20 protein-coding genes are annotated in these 20,478 nt (G+C 67.4%); 9 read left to right on the top strand and 11 right to left on the bottom strand.

Annotated features, from left to right (window positions below; all coding sequences use genetic code 11):
• Positions 1–89: 89 nt before the first annotated feature.
• Positions 90–1,148, top strand: a complete 1,059-nt coding sequence (locus NATPE_RS13650; protein ID WP_006181086.1) for a DUF2249 domain-containing protein — start codon at positions 90–92, stop codon at positions 1,146–1,148.
• A gap of 61 nt (positions 1,149–1,209) precedes the next feature.
• On the top strand, positions 1,210–1,692 hold the full coding sequence (locus NATPE_RS13655) for a hypothetical protein (protein WP_006181087.1): 483 nt from the start codon (positions 1,210–1,212) through the stop codon (positions 1,690–1,692).
• A gap of 7 nt (positions 1,693–1,699) precedes the next feature.
• Here NATPE_RS13655 and NATPE_RS13660 read toward each other — a convergent pair whose 3' ends face one another.
• Positions 1,700–2,926 carry an iron-containing alcohol dehydrogenase family protein gene (locus NATPE_RS13660; protein WP_006181088.1) on the bottom strand — a complete coding sequence of 409 codons (1,227 nt, stop codon included), beginning with the start codon at positions 2,924–2,926 and terminating at the stop codon, positions 1,700–1,702.
• Positions 2,927–3,209: 283 nt separating this feature from the next.
• On the opposite strand from NATPE_RS13660, the gene yqeC reads away from it, so the two are divergent.
• Positions 3,210–3,959, top strand: coding sequence for a selenium cofactor biosynthesis protein YqeC (gene yqeC, locus NATPE_RS13665; protein WP_049804890.1), 750 nt, complete (start codon positions 3,210–3,212; stop codon positions 3,957–3,959).
• On the opposite strand, the gene NATPE_RS13670 is transcribed toward yqeC, so the two are convergent.
• Together NATPE_RS13670 and NATPE_RS13675 are read right to left on the bottom strand one after the other, a co-directional pair.
• A complete protein-coding gene (locus NATPE_RS13670; RefSeq protein ID WP_006181090.1) occupies positions 3,960–4,592 on the bottom strand; it encodes a molybdenum cofactor guanylyltransferase in 633 nt (210 codons plus the stop codon). It abuts the gene before it with no gap.
• Between the two features lie 101 nt (positions 4,593–4,693).
• Positions 4,694–5,248 (bottom strand): hypothetical protein, encoded by a 555-nt coding sequence (locus tag NATPE_RS13675; RefSeq protein WP_006181091.1) that lies wholly within the window; start codon positions 5,246–5,248, stop codon positions 4,694–4,696.
• 168 nt (positions 5,249–5,416) lie between these two features.
• Between NATPE_RS13675 and fdhF the strand changes: the two genes are divergently transcribed.
• Positions 5,417–7,555, top strand: a complete 2,139-nt coding sequence (gene fdhF, locus NATPE_RS13680; RefSeq protein WP_006181092.1) for a formate dehydrogenase subunit alpha — start codon at positions 5,417–5,419, stop codon at positions 7,553–7,555.
• A gap of 5 nt (positions 7,556–7,560) precedes the next feature.
• Here the strand turns inward: fdhF and NATPE_RS13685 are convergent, their stop codons facing one another.
• Positions 7,561–8,418 (bottom strand): hypothetical protein, encoded by an 858-nt coding sequence (locus NATPE_RS13685; RefSeq protein ID WP_006181093.1) that lies wholly within the window; start codon positions 8,416–8,418, stop codon positions 7,561–7,563.
• A 285-nt stretch (positions 8,419–8,703) separates the two neighbouring features.
• On the opposite strand from NATPE_RS13685, the gene NATPE_RS13690 reads away from it, so the two are divergent.
• The 3 genes from NATPE_RS13690 to NATPE_RS13700 are packed head-to-tail and all read left to right on the top strand — an operon-like array spanning position 8,704 to position 12,439.
• A complete protein-coding gene (locus tag NATPE_RS13690) occupies positions 8,704–9,579 on the top strand; it encodes a hypothetical protein (RefSeq protein WP_006181094.1) in 876 nt (291 codons plus the stop codon).
• Between the two features lie 4 nt (positions 9,580–9,583).
• A complete protein-coding gene (locus tag NATPE_RS13695; protein ID WP_006181095.1) occupies positions 9,584–11,293 on the top strand; it encodes a pyrroloquinoline quinone-dependent dehydrogenase in 1,710 nt (569 codons plus the stop codon).
• A 27-nt stretch (positions 11,294–11,320) separates the two neighbouring features.
• Positions 11,321–12,439 carry a cupredoxin domain-containing protein gene (locus NATPE_RS13700; protein ID WP_006181096.1) on the top strand — a complete coding sequence of 373 codons (1,119 nt, stop codon included), beginning with the start codon at positions 11,321–11,323 and terminating at the stop codon, positions 12,437–12,439.
• Between the two features lie 44 nt (positions 12,440–12,483).
• Here NATPE_RS13700 and NATPE_RS13705 read toward each other — a convergent pair whose 3' ends face one another.
• From NATPE_RS13705 to lrpA1, 4 genes are all read right to left on the bottom strand, one after another.
• On the bottom strand, positions 12,484–13,392 hold the full coding sequence (locus NATPE_RS13705; protein WP_006181097.1) for a DMT family transporter: 909 nt from the start codon (positions 13,390–13,392) through the stop codon (positions 12,484–12,486).
• A 49-nt stretch (positions 13,393–13,441) separates the two neighbouring features.
• Positions 13,442–14,026, bottom strand: coding sequence for a nitrous oxide reductase accessory protein NosL (locus tag NATPE_RS13710; RefSeq protein WP_006181098.1), 585 nt, complete (start codon positions 14,024–14,026; stop codon positions 13,442–13,444).
• An 89-nt stretch (positions 14,027–14,115) separates the two neighbouring features.
• Positions 14,116–14,595 (bottom strand): SRPBCC family protein, encoded by a 480-nt coding sequence (locus tag NATPE_RS13715; RefSeq protein WP_006181099.1) that lies wholly within the window; start codon positions 14,593–14,595, stop codon positions 14,116–14,118.
• A gap of 72 nt (positions 14,596–14,667) precedes the next feature.
• The gene (gene lrpA1 / locus NATPE_RS13720) at positions 14,668–15,096 is read right to left on the bottom strand and encodes an HTH-type transcriptional regulator LrpA1 (protein ID WP_006181100.1); all 429 of its coding nucleotides are present in this window, start codon (positions 15,094–15,096) and stop codon (positions 14,668–14,670) included.
• Between the two features lie 140 nt (positions 15,097–15,236).
• Here lrpA1 and NATPE_RS13725 point away from each other — a divergent pair, with 140 nt between their 5' ends.
• Positions 15,237–15,557: a hypothetical protein gene (locus NATPE_RS13725; protein WP_006181101.1), complete on the top strand. Its 321-nt coding sequence runs from the start codon at positions 15,237–15,239 to the stop codon at positions 15,555–15,557.
• An 82-nt stretch (positions 15,558–15,639) separates the two neighbouring features.
• On the opposite strand, the gene NATPE_RS13730 is transcribed toward NATPE_RS13725, so the two are convergent.
• The 3 genes from NATPE_RS13730 to NATPE_RS13740 form a co-directional block, all read right to left on the bottom strand.
• On the bottom strand, positions 15,640–16,575 hold the full coding sequence (locus NATPE_RS13730) for a thiamine pyrophosphate-dependent enzyme (RefSeq protein WP_006181102.1): 936 nt from the start codon (positions 16,573–16,575) through the stop codon (positions 15,640–15,642).
• A gap of 2 nt (positions 16,576–16,577) precedes the next feature.
• Complete coding sequence (locus tag NATPE_RS13735; RefSeq protein ID WP_006181103.1) at positions 16,578–18,482, bottom strand: 2-oxoacid:acceptor oxidoreductase subunit alpha; 1,905 nt, start codon at positions 18,480–18,482, stop codon at positions 16,578–16,580.
• A gap of 226 nt (positions 18,483–18,708) precedes the next feature.
• Positions 18,709–19,494, bottom strand: a complete 786-nt coding sequence (locus NATPE_RS13740) for a PHP domain-containing protein (protein ID WP_006181104.1) — start codon at positions 19,492–19,494, stop codon at positions 18,709–18,711.
• A gap of 208 nt (positions 19,495–19,702) precedes the next feature.
• Between NATPE_RS13740 and NATPE_RS13745 the strand changes: the two genes are divergently transcribed.
• On the top strand, positions 19,703–20,359 hold the full coding sequence (locus NATPE_RS13745) for a lactate utilization protein (RefSeq protein ID WP_015299143.1): 657 nt from the start codon (positions 19,703–19,705) through the stop codon (positions 20,357–20,359).
• Positions 20,360–20,478: the final 119 nt, after the last annotated feature.

Raw genomic sequence — 20,478 nt, forward strand, 5'->3', positions numbered from 1 at the left:
TGACCGGCCGTCGATCCCCACCGGTGTTATGACGTGACGAATACGTTCGGGAGAGTCCCTATTCGAATCCGGTTCGTCGATTCGTCCCGATGGAAGACCCTCTCGACGTCCGCGACCAGCCGCGAGCCGAGCGACGGGATAGCGTGTTCGACCGCCTCGATCGAGCGGAGGCCGGCGAGACAGTGGCGATCACCGCCGAGACGGACGTCCGCCCGAGCGTCGCCCAGTACCGCATCGAACGGGAGACGGCCCTCGAGTGGACGCTCGAAACGGACGGTCCCGACGCGTGGGAAGTCCACGTGACGAAACGGGCCGAATCGGCGGCGGAGGCCCCCGAGTTCGATGTGCGGGAGATCCCGCCCAAGCGCCGCCACGAAGTCCTGACCGACACGTTCGACCGTCTCGAGCCGGGCCAGGGGTTCGTGCTGGTCAACGACCACGATCCGGAGCCGCTGTATCACGAACTGCGATCGACTCACGGCGACGTCGTCGGTTGGGAGTACGCGAGCCGCGACGCCGGCGAGTGGCGCGTCGAAATCGCAAAGACGGACGAGAGCGACGCCGCAACCGACGACGACGTAGCCGCGACCTTCGACGTTCGCGAGATCCCGAAGCCGGAGCGCCATCCGACGATCCACCATCGGTACGGCAACCTCGAGGCTGGCGACGCGATGGAAATCGTTGCCCCCCACGAACCCAAACCGCTCCACCAGGAGTTCCAACAACAGTACGGCGACGCGTTCGAGTGGGCGGTGATGGATCGATCACCCGGCGAGGTTCGGGTCCGGATCACCAAGGGATCGGGCGGGGCCGACGGGGCCGACGAAGCTGGAGGCGACCTCGCGGTGACGACCGAACTGGACGTCCGCGATCGGCCGCCCGCCGAGCGTCACGAACTGATCTTCGAGTCCTACGCCGACCTCGAGGCCGGCGAGGGGTTCGTATTGGTCAACGACCACGACCCGAAGCCGCTGTACCACCAGTTCGAGGCCGAGGCCGGCCCCGAGTTCCACTGGGAATATCGGTTGAAAGACCCCGGCGAGTTCCGCGTACTGATCGGGAAGACCGACGCCGGCAGCGGGTCGGTATCGACGGCAGCCAACTCCGACGCCGCCACGGCGGACGACGGCCCACAGGCCCCGTTCTGACCGCGCCGGAAACGACAGCTGATAGAAACGTTCACGGTCGCTCGCGGTGAAGCGAGCGGTGATGGCACGGCGGGAACGGATCCGCGAGTGGTTCCGGGACGACGACGGGGACTGGCAGGTTCCCGAGGGCCGTCGCGGCGAGTTCGTGGCGTTGCTCGTCGGACTGCCGCTGTACGCCTGGGCCGCCGACTTCTATCTGGGACTGCCCGCCATCGTCCACTACTGGCCCGCGGTGTTGCTCGGTGCGTCCTGCGGATTCGCCTACACGACCCCCTATCGGGACCGCGTCACCGACCCGCTTCCCGACTGGGCACCCGCCAGCCAACTCCTCTCGCTACTGGTCGGCGGAATCGGACTCGATCTCCTCGAGATCGTCCAACTGGCCGACCCGTTCGTCACCCTGCTCCTCGCCGCGGGATGCACGGTCCTGTCGATCTATCTCGTCAGACTCGCCTCGCCGTTCCACCGCGGCCTCGAGCCGCCCCGCCGCGGCGTCGAACCGCCGACGGCCGTCGACGGTCAGGAGAGCGAAGCCAACGGCTGAGACCGCTCTACCACGCCGCCTCGAGGACCCCTTCGATCTCGTCGACGGTCGGCTCGAGCCCCGGCGGTGCGTTGGCCATGAACGGGTCCGCGAGAACCGCCTCGGCGACCGTCGTGAACTCCTCGGGGTCGGGGCCGTCGACGTCCCGGAGCCGCGCGGGCAGCTCGAGCGCGTCCCGAATCTCGGAGACAGCCTCGACGACCGCGGCCTCGTGATCGGCCGCGTCATCGACGCCGAGCGCGGTCGCGAGCATGCCGGCGCGTGCGTCGACTCCCGACTGCTCGAAGCAGTACGCGAGGACGTGCGGGACGACCACACCGTGGGCCGCGCCCTGTTGGACGGCGTCCGTCCGCGTGAGAGCGTGGCCGAAGGCGTGAACGATCGAGGCCGTCGTCTCGCCGGGCCGGGAGATGCCGTACTGGACGAGGACGATCCCCTCGAGGATCGTCTCGACCGTCTCGATCCCGCGGTCGCCGTCGCCGAACGCCCGGAGGCCGGCCGCGAGCGTCTCGAGGCCGGATCTCGCCGTCGCGTCGGTGATCGGCGTGGCGTTGCTCGCGTAGAGCGTCTCGATCCCCTTGTCGAAGCCGTTCATCGCCGAGCCGGCCAGGATCGCGTCCGGCGTGGTCGCGACCAGTTCCGGGTCGTAGACCGCGGCCGCGGGCATCAGGTCGGAGTCGGAGATCCCGCCGGCGATTTCCTCGTCGACCGGACTCGAGTCGGGCGCGGCGGTGACGCCCGCGACCATCGAGAGATCGGCTCCGGCGAGCGTCGTCGGAATCGTGAGAATCGGCGTCAGTCCCTCGTCGGGCACCGCGATCGTCCCCGTCTCGGCGAACTCGGCGGCGACGTCCTCGTGGGTGCGATCGCCCGCCGCGAGGACGCTGATTACCGTCGCGACGTCGAGACTGCTGCCGCCACCGAGTGCAACGAGCGTGTCAGCGTCCGCCGCACGCAGGCGTTCCCGACCTTCGACGGCCGTCGCGAGCCGCTTTTCCGGCGTCGTCTCGTCGAAGACATCGGCCAGTCGATCGCCGAGTCCCTCCCTGACCGGATCGATGACGTCGGGGGTACTCCCGACCGTCGAGCCACAGACGACCAGCGCCCGCTCGAGACCCTGCGCCTCGAGTTCGGCCGCGAGATCGTCGACGCAGCCGGTCCCGAACCGGATCGTCGGGGGCTGGTAGTCGAATCGGAACGCTGGGTCGCGGCCGCTCGCGTCGAACGGTGTCATGGACACCCATACGAACTGGCCGGTGTTAAAAGCGCGAGCAGCGGCGATCCGGTCTCAGTCCCCCGCCGCCGGCGTTCAGTCGTCGTTCGAGGTGTTCAACGATGGCCACACCAACGAGACCCGCGGTCTGTTAGAGCGCCGGAACCTCGCCGAACCGGTCTACGCGACGCTGATCTTCGGCCGGCACCAGCTGCCGTTCGCGACGCCGGCACAAGCGCGGGAGATCTGGGGCTGTGAAGCGCGGCGTCCCAACTACTTAGCGAGTGCCGATGATAGCTGGGGTATGGACCCCCTCGAGGCGCTCCGGGCCGAGTCCGGCCTCGTCGCGGTCGTCGGCGCGGGCGGGAAGAAGACGACGCTGTACGCGCTGGCGGCCCGAGCCGCCCGCGATCGGTCGCTTCGAGCGGCCGTGACCGCGACGGTTCGGATCCCAATCTTCGACCGCCGCGTCGAGCGCGTCGTCATCACGGACGACCCCGCGGCGGCGCTCGAGCGCGCCGAATCGTGGCCGATCGGGGTCGTCCCCGAACGGGAGGGCGAGGACCGCTACGTGGGCTACGAACCGGCGGTCGTCGACGACCTCGCGGCGACCGACGCCGCGGACCTGCTCCTCGTCAAGGCCGACGGCGCGCGGACCCGGGAGTTCAAGGCTCCGAACGACCGCGAGCCCCAACTCCCCGCGAGCGTCGATACCGTGGTCCCGATCGCGAGCGTCCGGGCGGTCGGGGAGCCGCTCGCGGCCGCGACGGTCCACCGACCCGAGCGAGTAGCGGCGATCACCGGTCTCGATCGCGGCGACGCGATCCGCCCCGTCGACGTGGCCCGGGTCCTCGCGAGCGACCGCGGCGGACTGAAAGGCGTCCCCGAGGGTACGACGGTCGTCCCGCTGCTCAACAAGGTCGACGGGCCCGAACTGCGCGAGACCGCCACGGCGATCGGCCGGGAGCTGCTCGAGCGAGCGCCGGCCGTCTCCCAGGTCGTGTTGGCCCGGATGATCGACGACGAACCGATCGTCGACGTCCTCGAGCGGTGATCACGAGTCGGCCGCGAGCCGCTCGGCCGCCGCCTCGAACTCCTCGCGGGTATTGAGGTTCTCGAAGGTCTCGAGCGACGCGTACTCGCGGACGTCGTCGTCCTCGCAGACGACGTAGTCGAGGTCCGACAGCGGTTCGACGACCCGGCGGTCGCCCCGCTCCAAGGCACGTTCGCAGGCGGCGATCATCGGATCGGCTCGGTAGACGGCCTGCGTAGTCTGGAACCACTGGTCGTCGACGCGTGGCACCGCGGCGTCGCGGCCGGCGGCCCGCTCGAAGAGGTGGGCGATCAGCGCCGGGTCGACGAAGGGCATGTCGCAGGCGACGACGGCGGCGTACTCCCCAGTCGCTTCCTGAAGGCCGGTCATGATGCCCGCCATCGGTCCGCGGTCCGGGACCGGGTCGACGGCGAACGAGGGGTCGGGGCCGCCCGCGAGTGCGTCCTCGAGCGCCGGCACCTGTGCCTCGCGGCAGTTGACGACGACCTCGTCGACGACCGGCTCGAGACGGTCGACGACCCGGCGGACCATCGGCGTCCCGGCGAGGTCGGCGACGGCCTTGTCCGCGTCGCCGAAGCGGGTCGAACCCCCGCCCGCGAGGACGACGGCTGACCGGTCGGACTCGAGGGTCATGGTCGAGCGTTCGTCCAGCGATGTCAAAAGTGCCCCGCCGACGGGAACGGCCCCGGTGACGGCGGCCGGAGCGGGGCAGGGCGGTCGAGGCGGATCGGTACTCAGTCGGAGAGCCGCCAGAGCGCCCGGTACAGCGTCCAGAGGTCGCAATCGAACCGGTCGGCGAGGGTCCGGCAGCGCTCGAGGTAGCGTTCGTAGTCGGCCACCGACGGCGGGTCGGGGTAGGGCCGCTCGAGTTCGTCCGCGTCGCGAAGCATCGCCCACTCGCGGGGGCCGACGACGACGTACTCGTCCGGATCGAGAAACATGCAAAACGCCGATGCGACGGGAACGTCGACGGCCTCGAGGGCGGTCAGCGCCTCGACGGCCGCGGCGGCGTCGGCCGCATCGACGGCCGCCGCGATGGCGCTCCGGACGGTCTCGAAGTCGTTGTCCCGGAAGTGGTCCTCGGCCGCGCGGCGGTCAGCGTCCGGGTAGTCCCCGAGGAAGCGCCGGTAGTACCACCGGACGACCCAGACCGCGTCCCGACGGCCGTACTCGCCGGCCGCGAAGGCGGCCGGCAACGTCTCGAGCTGTTCGGCCTCAACGGCGTACAGCGGCTCCCGCTCACGGTACTCGCGGGCCTTTGCGGCGACGAGCGAGTCGGCGAGTTCCATCGTGCGACTATTTGACGCGGTGTCCCGTAGGCGTTGTCCCGATGGTCTCGAGTCGGGGCCGCTGACGAAGAGGTTCCGAGACGATCTATCGATAACCACATACCACCTGTGTGGTAGAAAGTATCATGCACGTGGGTGTAGACTGGTCGGCCAACGGGTGTAACCTCGATGTCCAGCGATCAACAGGAGCCAGTCAAAACGATCTGTCCGTACTGCGGGGTCGGCTGCGGGATCAAAGTCCAGCCGGGCGAAGAGCCCGGCGACGTCCGGTTCATGCCGTGGGGCGAGGCCCCGGTCAACGAGGGCCGGATCTGTATCAAGGGCGGCGCGGCGACGGAGGTGGTCGACCACGAGGACCGACTCACCGAGCCACGGATCAAGGAGGACGGCGAGTTCCGCGAGGCCACGTGGGAGGAAGCCTACGACTACATCGTCGACGAACTCGAGCGGATCCGTGAGGCGTACGGCCCGGACGCGATGGGCTTTTTCGGCTCTTCGAAGGTGATGAACGAGGAGAACTACCTCCTCCAGAAGCTGGCCCGCCGGTACGGCACCAACAACGTCGACAACTGCACGCGGATGTGCCACGCCTCGACGGTCTGGGCGCTGCGGACGAGCCTCGGCGCGGGGGCGATGACCAACAGCATGCGCGACCTCCGCGAGGAAGCCGACGTGTTCTGGATTCAGGGAGCTAATCCGGGCGAGCAACACCCCATCGCCAACAGTCAGTACTTCCGGCAGGCGGTGCTGGAGGGCGCGACGGTCATCCAAGTCGACCCCCACGCGAACAAGACGACGCGGTCGTTCGGGATCGACGACACGGAGCGCCACCAGCACCTCCAGTTGAATCCCGGGACCGACATCCCGCTGCTCAATATCGTCCTGAAGACGATCCTCGAGCATCACGAGGAACACCCCGAGGACGGCTGGATCGACGAGGAGTTCGTCGAGGAACGCACCGAAGGGTTCGAGGACCTGAAAGAGACGCTCGAGGACTTCGACAAAGACGCCGCGGCCGAGGAATGTGGCGTCCCGCTCGAGGCGATCGAACGCGCCGCGGAGCAGTACGCGACGGCCGACAACGCGGCCATCTTTACCGGGATGGGGATGAGCCAGCACGCCTGCGGCGTCGACAACGTCCAAAACGAGATCAACCTCGCGCTGATCACGGGCAACCTCGGCCGGCCCGGCACCGGCGTCAACCCGCTGCGGGGCCAGAACAACGTTCAGGGAACCTGTGACGTCGGCGCGATGCCGAACGTCCTCCCGGGCTATCAGCTGGTCGACGACGACGAGGCCCGAGAATCGGTCGAGGACGTCTGGGGGTTCGAGATCCCCGACGAACCCGGCCTGACGAACGTCGAGATTTCCTACGAGGCGGGTGACTCGATCAAGGGTCTCTACGTCATGGGCGAGAACCCCGTGATGAGCGAACCCGACGCCAATGCGGTCGCCGAGCGGTTGGCGGACCTCGAGTTCACCGTCGTCCAGGACATCTTTCACACCGAGACGGCGGACTACGCCGACGTGATCCTCCCGGCGACGACGTGGGCGGAACGGGGCGGCACCGTCACCAACACCGACCGACGCGTCCAGCGGATGCGCGGTGTGGGAAAAGTCCACGAGAACACGAGACACGACCGGGAGATCCTGACCGAGATCGGGACGCGGCTGTTCGACGAGGGCTTTGACTTCGACGATCCCGAGGCGATCTTCGAGGAACTCCGGCAGGTCTGTCCCAGCTACCACGGGATGACCTACGACCTGCTCGGCGAGGAGGGACTGCACTGGCCCTGTTACGAGCCCGGCGACGAGGGCGACCCGTTCCTCTACGAGGACGTGTTCGAGACCGAGAGCGGCCTGGGCCACATCGAGGGGGTCGAACACACCCCACCCGCGGAGACCCCAGACGACGAGTACCCGCTGATACTGACGACCGCGCGCCTCGAGGAACACTACAACACCGGGACGATGAGTACCCGCTCGCCAACGCTGAACAAGCAAACCCCGGAGAATTTCGTCGACGTCCATCCGGCTGACGCCGAGCGCTACGGCATCGAGGACGGCGAGTACGTCCGGTTGCACTCGCGGCGGGGCGAGATCACGCTCGAGGCCCGCGTTACCGACGACACCAAGGAGGGGGTCGTCTGGACGACGCCGCATTTCGCCGCCGCGTCGGCGAACAAGCTGACGAACCACGTCCTCGACGAGCGCGCGAAGATCCCCGAGTACAAGGCCGCCGCCGCGGAGATCGATGTCGAGGTCGAACCGATCGGCGAGACCGCGGATCCGACGGCCGAAGACTGACCCGCTCAGGGTTCGGACGGCGATTCGTCCGCGAGGGCGAGGTCGGCCATCTCGAGCCACGGGTCGGCCGCCGATTCGGCGACGGCGAGTTCGACGAGCGGCCGGTCACAGTCCTCGCAGACGGCTCGAATCGCGACGCGGGGCCGCCGACAGCAGTGATCGTGACGGTCGGCGGCGGTCGTCACCGCTCCGCCACAGATCGGACAGCGATCCCGGAGCAACCGGACCCCCCGCAGGAGGTCGCGGCGCTCGTCGATGGCGAGATCGTCCCACCCCTCGAGGCGGGCGCGAAGCAGGGGGGCCGCGGCGATGTCGGCCCGCAGCGTCGCGGTCGATTCCCAGCAGACGCGTTTACGGCCGTCGACGACGAACGCGGCGTCGTCGATCCGCTCGAGGTCGTCCGCACCCAGGATCGCTGCGACGGCGGCGGCGCTCGGTTCGGCCGGCCCGTCGCTCGAGCGGTCGTCGGCCCACCGCTCTCGGACGGCGGCGGTCGGTCGGAGGTCACCCGCCCGGTCGGTCGCGATTTCGGCAGCGAGCAGGACGTCCGTCAGCTCCGCGGGCGAGACCGTCTCGATCGTCGCCTGCGGCGACGGCGTCTTGCCGAACAGCGCGAGAACGCGATCGGGGAGGTACCGCCGGGTAAGCGTCGGCGTTCCGGGGAGCAGGTAGCCCCGGTAGCGGACGACGGCGAGACAGCCGGCGAGTACGAGCGCGCCGACCGACGGAGCGACGGCGATCCCCGCCGCGATCCCGGCGGCGACCGCGATTACGATGTTGACGGCCGTACACGGCCAACACCGGTTCTCACCGACGTACGCCGGCTGCTCGAGGCGCGTCCGGAGGTCGCGGAGATCGATCACCGGGTCTCACCCACGGAACGTACGGTCGCGAGGATCAAAAACGGGTATCGTCCCGTACGGGCCGATTACTGGGAAGTTCGATCCAGCGGACCGGCCTCCCGTCACGCGATAGGGTAGCCGTACAGTCTGTGCGAACGTTCCCGCGCAGCGACGGTCCCTCCGGTGGACCGTACACTCGTTTAGATGGACCCTATAGCTCCGGAATTCTTTGATAAGCATTATCAAAGCACGTGATGGCGTTCTTTGTGCCGTGGTATCATGGCACAAATATCCACTGCGGCGAACATGACAGCCGCGGAACAACGCGATCTGGCAGCGGTCCTCGGCGTCGACGATCCGTCGGACGGAGCGGTAACGTGGGCGGGGCTCGCGGGACAGATCGAACCGCGGTCCGACTCGTCATTTGCCTCCCGTGGCGAAGCGATTCGGGCCGACCTCGATGGGCGACTCGAGCGGGACCGACTCGAGCGGGAGCGGGCAAACATCGCGGATGCGATCGGTCGCGTACCGGCGGTTCGCGACGGCGGCGTCCCCGACGGGATGGACGGCCCGTATACCGCGCTGGCGGCACCGGGCTGGCGACTGTACGACCACCTGCTCGAGGCGGGCTTCTTCGAAAGCCTCGACGAGAACCTGCCGCGGTTTACCGCGGGACACATCGAGACGACGGTCCGCGAACTGGTACTGGCGGAGCCGCTGTCGTCGGCGCTCGACGGCGTCGGGTTCGACGAGGCCGAGAAGACGGCACTGTTGACCGATGTCGCGAACAACAGCGAGCGGCTCGCGCGATGGGTGCCGTCGAACCAGATCCCGGACGGGGTCGAGTTCGAGACGGCGACCGTCCCGCCGCTCCACCAGCGCGCGATGGGCGGGGCTTTGCTGTGGATCCGCGGGCTCGACAGGCACCTCAGCCAGTACGGGGTTCTCCTCACCGACGAGATCCTCGACGACGCAGTGCGGTACACGAAGGCGATGCTGGGCGGGCTGTTCGTGACGGCGACGGCCGCCTGCGATCTCGTCGGGGACCGACGGCTCACCGACGAACAGTTGACCGCCGCGTTCACCGCGGGGTCGGCCGTCCAGATTGTCGCCCAAGAGGAACTGTGTCACTCCGTGTTCTACATCACGGACGAGATGCGCGCCCCGAGCGAACTGCGGTGATTCGATGGCACTACGCAACGACAGGGCCGTTCAGGCCGCACGCGAGATCGAACTCCAAGAGACCGACGACGGCTATACGCTGGTCGGCGGACCCGATGAGGCGGTCACCGAACAACACGACACCGACCGGATTCCCGAGGTCGACGTCGACCAGGAGATGCTGAGCGACACGGGCGAGGACCCCGAGTCCTGGCTCATGTACGGCGGCAGCTACGAACAACACCGCGCGACGCCGGCCGACGTCATCACGCCGGAGAACGTCGCCAACCTCGAGCTGGAGTACGAGCTGTCGGTCGGGACGGGCTCGAGCATGGAGGGGACGCCGATCGTCGTCCCGGGCGACCCGCCGGTGATGTACCAGACGAACGGGCCGAACCACATGAAGGCGATCGACCCCCGCGAGGGCGAGATCCTGTGGAGCTACACCTACGCGGTCCCGATGGGGGTCGAACTGTGCTGTGACGACAACAACCGCGGGGCCGCCGTCCACGGCGACACGGTCTATATGACGACGCTCGATTCGGGCGTCGTCGCGCTGGACCGCTACACCGGTGAGGAGCGCTGGTACACGAGTACCGCCGACCACGAAGAGGGGTACTCGGCGACGTGGGCACCGGTCGTCCACGACGGGACGATCTACACCGGCAGCGCCGGCGGCGAGTACGGCGTTCTCGGATTCATCGCCGCAATCGACGCCGAGAGCGGCGAGATACAGTGGCAAACCGACACGCTGCTCGAGGACGAGTGGGTCGGTGCGAGCCGCGAACACGGCTGTGGGACGAGTTGGATGACACCGACGATCGACGAGGAGGCGGGCGTCCTCTACACGGCGGTCGCCAACCCCGGCCCCGACTTCGATGGCACGGTACGGCCGGGGCCGAACTTCCCGACCTGTGGAACGATCTCGCTGGACCTCGAGAGCGGCGAGTTCCAGTGGGGGTTCCAGAGCAGTCCCCACGACGTTTGGGACTACGACGCGGTCGCGCCGCGCGTGCTGATCCGGGACGTCGAGACCGACGACGGGTCGATGGACATGGTCGTCGGCTCGGACAAGACCGGCTGGGTGTACATGATGGACGCCGAATCGGGCGATCTCCACGAGCGCAGCGAGGAGATCTGCCAGCATATCAATATGTGGGAGATGATCCCCCACATCAGCGAGGACGAACGCGTCGCGTTCGTCCCCGGCGCACCTGGGGGCAACGACTGGCAGCCGCCGTCGTACAACCCCGAGACGGGACTGGTGTACGTGATTCACCAGAACTACCCGCAGGACCTCTACTGGCGCTACGAGGAGTACAGCGAGGGCAACCCCTACTGGGGCGGCGGGTTGGACGATCCGGCCAGCGAGTTCCCCGACGAGTGGAACGGCGCGATCACGGCCTTCGCGGCCGTCGATCCGACGACCGGCGAGCGCGTCTGGCGCGAGTGGATCGAGAGCGAGGACGACCACTACATGTGGGGCGGCTCGCTGTCGACTGCCACCGGACTCGTCTTCAACGGCACCCAGAACGGCACCTTCGTCGCCTACGACGGCGAGACCGGCGACCGCCTCTGGGAGTACGAGTTCGACGTGCCGATCAGTGCCTCGCCGATGAGCTGGTACGACCCCGGCGAGGGGAAACAGTACGTCGCCGTGCAGGTCGGCGGCAGCGGCTGGCTCCGGCAGGGACCGCGCGGGGACACGCTCGCCGTGTTCTCGATGGAGGACTGACCGACGACCGATCACCACTACACAACCATGTCGAACGAACAACGTTCACGCGACGACGTGTCTCGCCGCGGCGTGCTGCGAGGCACCGCGGCGATCGCCGGGACGGCAGCCGCCGGCACTGCGGGCGCGTACCGCGACGAGATCGATTTCCGGCTGCCGGCCACGCAGAACGACGGGGAGGGCCGAACCCTCTCGCTGCTGGGTATCGTCGGCGGCTGGGTCGGCGTCGCCCCCGCCGAGATCGACGGCCGCTCGAACCCGCCGCTGCGACTGATCGAGGGCGAAGACCACGAGATCGTCTGGACGAACGGCGATGGCTCGCGGCACAACTTCACCCTCGAGGACGAGGACGGCAACGTGATCGAGGCGACCGACTTCGTCGAGGAGCAGGGCGAATCGACCTCGCTGACGGTCACCGCCGAGGAGGGGATGGCGGGCTACTACTGCGTTCCCCATCCCGTCCAGATGCGCGGCCCGATCGAACTGATCGACGCCGACGAGGTCCACGAGTTGCGGGTACGGGTCGAAGACGAGAACGGCGACCCCCTCGGCGCGGAGGTGTTCGTCGGCGATCACCACTCCTTCTCCGACGTCGCCGCCAAACCGGGCCAACAGGAAGCGGAAGCACCGCCCGCAGTCGCCCGCTTCGATATGCTCGAGGACGGGGAGTATGACGTCGAGGTCTGGACCTACGGCCACGAGCGACTGACCGACACGGTGACGATCGACGGCGACGACGCCGCGTTCACCGCCACCCTGTCTGCAACCGAGCCCGGCGACCCGGCCGAGACCTACTCGATGCGACTCGAGGAGGGACGCTGGGTCGGGGTCGGCCCCGACGCCATCGCCGACGAGGAGAACCCGACGCTCGAACTCGAGGCCGGCGAGACCTACGCCCTCGAGTGGGAGAACGCGATCGGGCAACACCAGCCCGAAGGCGAGAACAGGACCTACGAACCGCTGCCCGGCCACAACTTCGTGATCGCCAGCGCGGGCGGGACGAACGAGTGGAACACCTACGTCCGTTCGGACTTCCTCAGCGAACAGGGTGAGACCCAGACCGTCGAGTTCGTCGCCGAGGAGGACATGGGCGTCTACCTCGACCAGTCACAGCTCGACGCGGTCGGCGAGATCGACGTCCAGTAGCCCGCTGCCGGGCTCTTTTTCTGTCGACGACCCCGCCACGGCCGTCAGTCCGCCGTGTCGACGCGCCGGTCCCGCTCGAGCGTCGTCACCGCGACGCCGGCGATCACGACGAGGCCGCCGCCGACCGTAACCGGGCCCGGCACTTCCCCGAGCAGGACGAGCGCGAGCAGCGTCGCACCGACCGGCTCGCCGAGCCAGGCGACGCTGACGACGACCGACTCGAGGTGAGCCAGCGCCCAGTTGCTCACCGTGTGCCCGAGGAGGCCGGGGCCGATAGCCAGCCCGAGAAAGAGCGCCCATTCGTGGGGCGGATAGCCGACGTAGGCGTGGCCCTGCAGACCCACGAGAGCAAAGAGCGCGACCACACAGGCCCCGTAAACGACGGTCACGTAGGGAAAGAGCGGGACCCGCTGGCGGATCGAGCGGCCGGCCAGTACGTAGCCGGCGACGGTCACCGCGCCGAGGACTGCGAGGGCGTTGCCGTACGGGGCCGTCCCGGCGAAGGCCGAACCTCCGGCGTCGCCGAGCGACATCGCCGTCGCCCCCGCGAGCGCGACGGCGATCCCGGCGGCCGTCGCTCGCGTGAGTCGCTCGCCGAGGACCAACCATGCCCCCAGCGCGACGAAGATCGGCTGGCTCTGGACGAGCGTAACGCTGGCGGCGACGCTGGTGTGGGCGAGGCTCTCGAACCACGCGGCGAAGTGGACTGCCAGCGCGACGCCGGCGACGATCGCACCTGCGAGGTCCCGGATGGAGAGCCGCGCGAAGGCCCCGCGGTGACGGGTCGCGGCGACGGGCGCGACCAAGACGGTCGTAAAGAGGACGCGGTAAAACGCCGCAACCGAACTCGGAGCCGTACTCCAGCGGACGAGGACGGCGCTGGTACTCGTCGCCGCCACCGCGACCGCGAGGGCGATCAGCGGTGTCGGCTCGCGATCGACGTACACGTCCATCGCTCCCGCGCGACCCCACAAACGGCTTCCGGAACCGGTCGAACCCGAGCTACTCGTCGGGTACTCGATGTGGGCGGTAGATCGCCGCGATCTCGAGGTCGACCGGCTCGAGCCCAGTGATGATGTCGTCCTCGGGCGAGAGGTCCTCGGCCTCCCACGCCTCGAGATAGTTCAGGGCGTCCTCCCGGTCGGCGAACGCTTTGGGATCGATCCCCATCGGATCGTCGACCGCCTCCTCGTCGGTGATCAGGACGTAGTGGGCCTCGGTCGCGTCGATCTGCTCGCCGGTTTCGCGATCGACCGTCCACGCGCCGGCGATCGGCGAGTCCGGCGTCGACGAGGCGACGTACGCGAACAGACAGCCCGGCGACTCGAACACGGCTGCCTGCCCGTTCTCGTGGACGAGCTGACTCGATTCGGGGTACTCGGTCGCGGCCATGCTACAGACCGCACAGGACTCGCCCTCCGGAAACGCGAACGGCCCTTCCTCGATCCCCTCGAGCGTCGGTTCGTACACCTGTGCGGGGGGGCCGTCATCGGACTCGCTCTCGCCGAGACAGCCGGCGATACCCACACCCGTCCCCGCCGCGAGCGCACCGATGAACCGTCGCCGGTCGACCCCGTCGTCAGTCATACATCCCGGTAGGCCGGCAACGGGCAAAACGGGACTGGTTCGGGTGTCGAATCGCCCGATTGGGCCGCCGACACGTCACCGCGGCTCGGTCACTCGAGTTGGGCTTTCGCCAGCCGGTGGCGTGCCCGAAACATGGCCTCGAACCCGAGGTTCGAGAGCGGGGCGACCGCATCCCCGAGCCCGCCGATCGGGAGGTCGTAGGTGACCCGGTCCCGGATCCGGGTTCGACGGCCGTCGGCGTAGAACGAGTGGGTGTGTTCCCAGCGGTCGAAGGGGCCGTGGACCATTTCGTCCCGGAAGTACGCCGATCCGTCCTCGCGCTCGCGGTCCGTGATCACCGACGTCCAGTGCTGTCGCGGCCCGACGCCGAAGGGCCGCATCGAGAGCGCGATCTCCGAGCCGGGCTCGAGGACATTCGGATCCGGCTCCCCGTCGGGCCCGATCACGCGCTCGACGCGCAGGTTCATCCAGTCGGGCGTCAGTCCCTCGAGGCCGGAGATCTGTGAGTGGAAGGCCCAGACGTCCTCGAAGGGCGATCGAACGGTCGTCTCGCGTTCGTAGGTAGGCATCGCTCGGTGACGGCTACGGCGGCCACGGGGAAAACGTCGGTCCCAACGACCGGCGACGAACGGCGACGCGCGTTACTTGAGACGCTCCTGGAGGAAAGATGGATGGGCCGCAGTCACGCCGTCGATCTCGAGGAGATCCTCGGAAATGATCTCACCCAGGGCGTCGCCGTCCTCGGCACGCACCTCGGCCATTAGCATGTGGTCGCCGCTGGAACTGTACAGGGCCTCGACCGCTTCGAGGTCCTTGATCGCCTTCGTCGCCTCGACGTAGCGTTCGCTGGCCACGTCGAGCCCGACCATCGCGATCGTCTGGCTCGAGAGCTTCTTCGGATCGATGTCGGCCGAGTAGCCGACGATCACCCCCTCCTCCTCGAGCTGGTTGATGTACTTCCGTACCGTGGGTTTCGAGACGTTCGCCCGATCAGCGATCTCGGCGTAGGACGCCTGGGCGTCCTCCTCGAGGACCTCGAGGATACGATCTTCCGTCGCCTGGGTACTCATGACCGTACGTTTTGCTCCGGCGGAAAAATATCTTTTGTATCCGAAAACGACGTATATCCGAACGGAAGACACGGGGAGACGACCGGCTCGAGGCCCGAAATCGCGCGGTTTATTCCCGTGGTGGACCCAGGGCGACCATCGTGGTCGCTCCGACTCTCATCAGCGGCGTCGTCTGGATCGGCTGTGGACTCGCGATCCTCGGATTGGCGTGGCTCATCGCCGTTCGCGGGCGGGCGGACCTCCACGCCAACTACGACGAATCGGTCGACCCCGCATACGCCTCGCGGTGGGCCGGCGGAACGGCGCTGCTAATGGGACTGTTGGTCGTCGCCTACGGCGTCCGCGAGGCGCTGTACGGGTTCGATCCGCGCCTGCTCGCCGGGCTCGTCCTCGCCCTCCTGATTCTGAGCTACGTCTCGAAGCTGTTCGCTAAAGGGGTCGGCGCGGACGGACGCGACTGAGTTCGATCCAGCCAGTCACGTCGCGGGCTCCTGCAAAGCAGTGAAACGGGGTCGACCGATTCGGGGTCGTTCGCGACCGTCCTCAGGTGTGGCGCTCGAGGAGGTCGTAGCTGCGTTCCCACTCGGCGTCGTCGTCGAAGTACCGCTCGGCCAGCGGCTGGTCGGGCAGTTCGCCGACGGCGGCCTTCTCCTCGGTGTAGGACGGCCGGTCCTCGTCGACGTAGTACCGGCCCGTGAGGACGGTCCCCTCGTTGAGGACGTCCTCGGTCTCGCGCATCATCTCGGCGGCTTCCGCGCGGTCGGTGACGTCGAACTCGTAGTCGTCGGACTCCTGGACGTCGATGTAGGGGACGTACTGACGGGCGTCCTTGTTCCAAGTCGGACACTGGGTCAGGAAGTCGACGTGGGCGAACCCGTCGTGTTCGATGGCCTCCTTGATGATCTCTTTCGCCTGGTTCGGGTTGACCGCGGCGGTGCGGGCGATGTAGCTCGCGCCGGCGGTCAGCGACTGCGAGAGCGGCCGGATCGGCGTCTTCGCGCTGCCCGAGGGCTGGGTTTTCGACTTGTGGCCCTTCGGACTCGTCGGCGACGTCTGGCCCTTCGTCAGCCCGAAGATCTCGTTGTTGAACACGATGTAGGTCATGTCGTGGTTCTCCCGGGCCGTGTGGATGAAGTGGTTGCCACCGATCCCGTAGCCGTCGCCGTCCCCGCCCGCGGCGATGACCTCGAGTTCGGGGTTGGCGAGTTTGGCCGCGCGGGCGACCGGCAGCGAGCGACCGTGGATCGTATGGAAGCCGTAGGTATCGAGGTAGCTGTTCAGCTTGCCCGAACAGCCGATCCCGGTGACGGTCAGCACTTCCTCGGGGGTCTTACCGACCTCCGGAAGCGCCTGTTTCAGGGACTTCAGGACGCCGAAGTCGCCACAGCCCGGACACCACGTCGGCTGCGGTTCGACGCCGGGGGTGAACTCGTCCCGGTCGATCTCGCGTTCCTCTCCGATTGCGTTGAATGCACTCATTGTCAGTCACCTGCAGCAGGTTCGATTCGTACCTGTGCGGTCGGTTCGCGGTCCTCCTCGGCGAGGTTGACCTCGTAGCCCTCGACGATTTCAGCGGGCTCGAAGGGGTTGCCGTTGTACTTCAGCAGGCTCGTGAGCTTCTCGCCGAACCGGCCCAGTTCCTTCTGGAGCAGCCCGCGGAACTGCGCCGTGGCGTTCATCTCGACGACCATCGCCTCGTCGACGCTCTCTAAGAACTCGGTCACCTCTTTCTCGGGGAACGGCATCATATCGGAGACGCTGAGCCCCTTGACGGAGTGGCCGTTCGCGTTGAGTCGTTCGATGGCCTCCTCGACCGCACCCTGTGAGGAGCCCCACGTGATGATGCCGTAGTCGGCCGTCTCGTCGCCGAAGTAGGTCTGGGTGGACTCGCGCTCCTCGTCGAGTTCAGCGCGGATGGACTCGAGTTTCTCGAGGCGACGGTCCATCTGGGCGACGCGGTTGTCGGGATCCTCGCTGATGTGGCCGACCGGGCTGTGTTCGTTCCCGGTCGCGAGGAAGCGCCCGCCCTTCTGTCCGGGGATCGACCGCGACGCGACGCCGTTCTCGGCGTTCTCGTAGTCGAAGCGCTTGAACTTCCCGGAGTTGTCGTGGGCGGCCTCGCGGAGTTCGTCCTCGGTCAGCGTCGAGCCCAGGTCCGGCGAGACCTCGCGGTCGAAAAAGTCGACATCGACGTTGGTGTTCTCGCCGGAGAGTTTCTGGTCGTAGATGACGATCGCCGGGATCTGGTAGTCCCAGGCGATGTCGAAGGCCAACCGGGTCTGTTCGTAGGCCTCCTCGATGTTACCGGGCGCGAAGACGACCCGCTGGGAGTCGCCCTGGCTCGTGTAGAGGACGTGTTCGAGGTCGGCCTGTTCGGGTTTGGTCGGCATCCCGGTCGAGGGGCCGGCCCGCATCGACTCGACGAGGACGACCGGCGTCTCGGTCATCTCCGCCAGCCCGAGCGGTTCGGACATCAGCGCGAAGCCGCCGCCGGAAGAGCCGGACATGGCCTTGACGCCGGCGTGGCTCGCGCCGACGGCCAGCGCGGCCGCGGCGATCTCGTCCTCGACCTGCTCGGAGACCCCGCCCATGTCGGGGAAGTTCTGCGCGAGGATGGTGAATACGTCCGTCCACGGCGTCATCGGGTAGCCGGCGATGAACCGACAGCCGGCGTCGATCGCGCCGTAGGCGATCGCGTTCGAACCCGACAGCAGCGCCTGCTCGGCGTCGTGAGAGCCTTCGGGGGCCCGCAGGTCGTGTTCGAACTCGTACTCCTCCCGCGTCGTCTCGTAGGCCTCGTGGAGAATCTCGAGGTTCGCCTCGAGAACGTCCCCGCCCATCGCGTCGGACATCAGGTCCTCGATGTGCTCGAGTTCCATGTCCAACAGCGCCGCGGTGACGCCGACGCCTGCGGTGTTGCGCATGACCTCGCGACCGTGTTCGCGTGCGAGTCCGCGCAGGTCCATCGGGAAGACGTGCCAATCGTTTTCCTCGGCACGCTCGTGGAGGTCGATCGCTTCGACGTCTTCCTCGCTGATGAGGCCCTCGTCGTAGACGATGATCCCGCCCTCGCGAAGTTCGTCCAAGTTCTCCGAGAGGGGCTTGATCTCCTCGTTGCCGTAGTAGGCTTCCTCCTGCGGGTTGCGGGCGAAGGAGTCACCCAGCGAGAGCAGGAAGTTGTAGCCGTCGCCGCGTGACTGTACCTCATGGTCCGCGGCTCGGATCTCGACGTAGGTGTGGCCGCCGCGGATCCGCGACGGATAGTGGCGGTGGGTAAATACGTCGAGCCCCGAGCGCATCAGCGCCTTGGCGAAATTCTGGCTCGTCGAGTCGATCCCGTCGCCGGAACCGCCCGCGATTCGCCAGATGAGTTCGTCGTCGCTCATAGTGGATCAGTGGCCGATGATCGACCGTATCCTCGATTTTGCTCCACGTGACCTAAAGACTTTGCTATAGATTACCAAGGATCTTTCGTGAAGAATGGACGTACATTGAAGAATATGTATGAACGATCATTACGATAGCCGGGAACCCGTTGCTGTTCGTCACATTCGATCGGGAACGAGAGTCTCGTTTCTCGGCGTTGAAGGAGACGTGACGGCTCCCGTCGATTCACGCGTCAGTCCCAAGTCCGTCCGGATCGACTGCCTCGAGACCCCATTCGTCGAGGAAGTCCTCGAGGAAGGCGGCTCGGTCGGGGAGTTCGTCGGGGTGGTGGGAGTCGGTGCCGACGGTGACGGCCACGTCGTGGTCGCGGAGAACGGTGAGGAACCGCTCGGCGGGATGGACGACCCCGGCGTCGGAAAGCGCCCGCCCGGCGTTTACCTCCGGCACCGTTCGCGAGTCGGCAAGTGCCCGCGCCACGCGCCGGTAGTGGGCCTCGGTCGCCCGCCCCCGCAGCGGCGGCGTCCGCTCGAGCAGGTCGACGTGGGCCGCGATATCGAACAGTTCCGACTCGACGAGCGCGACCAGCCGGTCGAAGTACCTGTCGACGACCGCGTCGCGTTCGGCGTCGGACATCGCCGCGAAGTGGGACGCGACCTGGACGTTGTTGCCGTCGACGGCGTGGACGCTGCCGATCGCGTACTCGAAGCCCGCCTCCGAGAGGAAAGTGTCGATGGCCGCCTCGTCGCGCGGATCGTAGTCCATCTCGACGGCGTCGTAGATCTCGAGGTCGAAGTCGCTCTGCAACCGCTCGATCCCCCGACGGCGGCGCTCGTAGGTGAGATCGAGGTTGAAGCCGTAGACCCCTCGCATCGATTCGGGCCGCTCGCGCGAGGCCACGTTGCAGTGGTCGGCGAACCCGATGCCGTCGAGACCGGCCGTCTCGGCCGCCCGAACCATCGATCGAAGGAAGTCTCCGTCCGAGTAGTTCGAGTGAACGTGAAAATCACGCATACGTTACCGACCACGGGTGACGTGTTAGTCGTTTTGCTTATTGGCGGTATTCGACCCGGTAATTCGTGATTGGGCCCAGCGTGTGGCACTCGCGGACGGCAGTGCGGGCCGACCGAACGACGAAGTAACACCGGTGTAATCAGCTAACACCGGTATCCGCGAACACTTACGGTGATCTCGGCCCCAGACGAACGTACGGCAACGACACATGTCACAACGAAAACCGGACTACGTAGACGACACCGAGATCGACGCGACGCTCGACGAACTGCCGACCGACGAGGCCATCGAGGCAACCGTCGACAACCTCGAGGCGAACGGCTTCGACGTCGTCGTGGCCGACTCAACCGAAGCGGCCCTCGAAGCGGTCCAATCACAGATCCCTGCCGGTGCGTCGGTGATGAACGGCCACTCCACGACGCTCGAGGAGATCGGCTTCGATGACTACCTCTCGGCGGGCGACCACGAGTGGGAGAGCCTGGCCGACGAGATCTGGAGCATCGACGACGACGCCGAGCGCCAGGCGGCCCGCCGCGAGTCCCAGACCGCCGACTACTTCCTCGGCGGTATCAACGCGATCGCCCAAACGGGCGAACTCGTCGCGGCCGACCGCTCTGGCAGCCGGATCGGCGCGTACCCCTTCGCCGCGAGCAACGTCGTGATCGTCAGCGGCGTCAACAAGATCGTGCCGACGCTCGAGGACGCGCTCGACCGCCTCGAGTCGGTCGCCTACCCCCTCGAGAACGAACGGGCACAGGAGGCCTACGGCGTCGAGTCCGCCATCGCCAAACAGCTCATCTTCCGACAAGAACTCGAGGACGATCGGACGACCGTCGTCCTGGTCCGCGATCAACTGGGCTACTGAGGTCCCGGTCGGAGCGACGCCTGCAGTTACGCGCCGCTCCGGTCGCGCCCTCGAGTAGGGGCGGCCTCCGTCGCGACCGTCGCATCTCGTCCCGCCGAACTCGTCGCCTTCGGACGAGA

This window comes from Natrinema pellirubrum DSM 15624, assembly GCF_000230735.2.
Taxonomy (GTDB): Archaea; Halobacteriota; Halobacteria; order Halobacteriales; family Natrialbaceae; genus Natrinema; species Natrinema pellirubrum.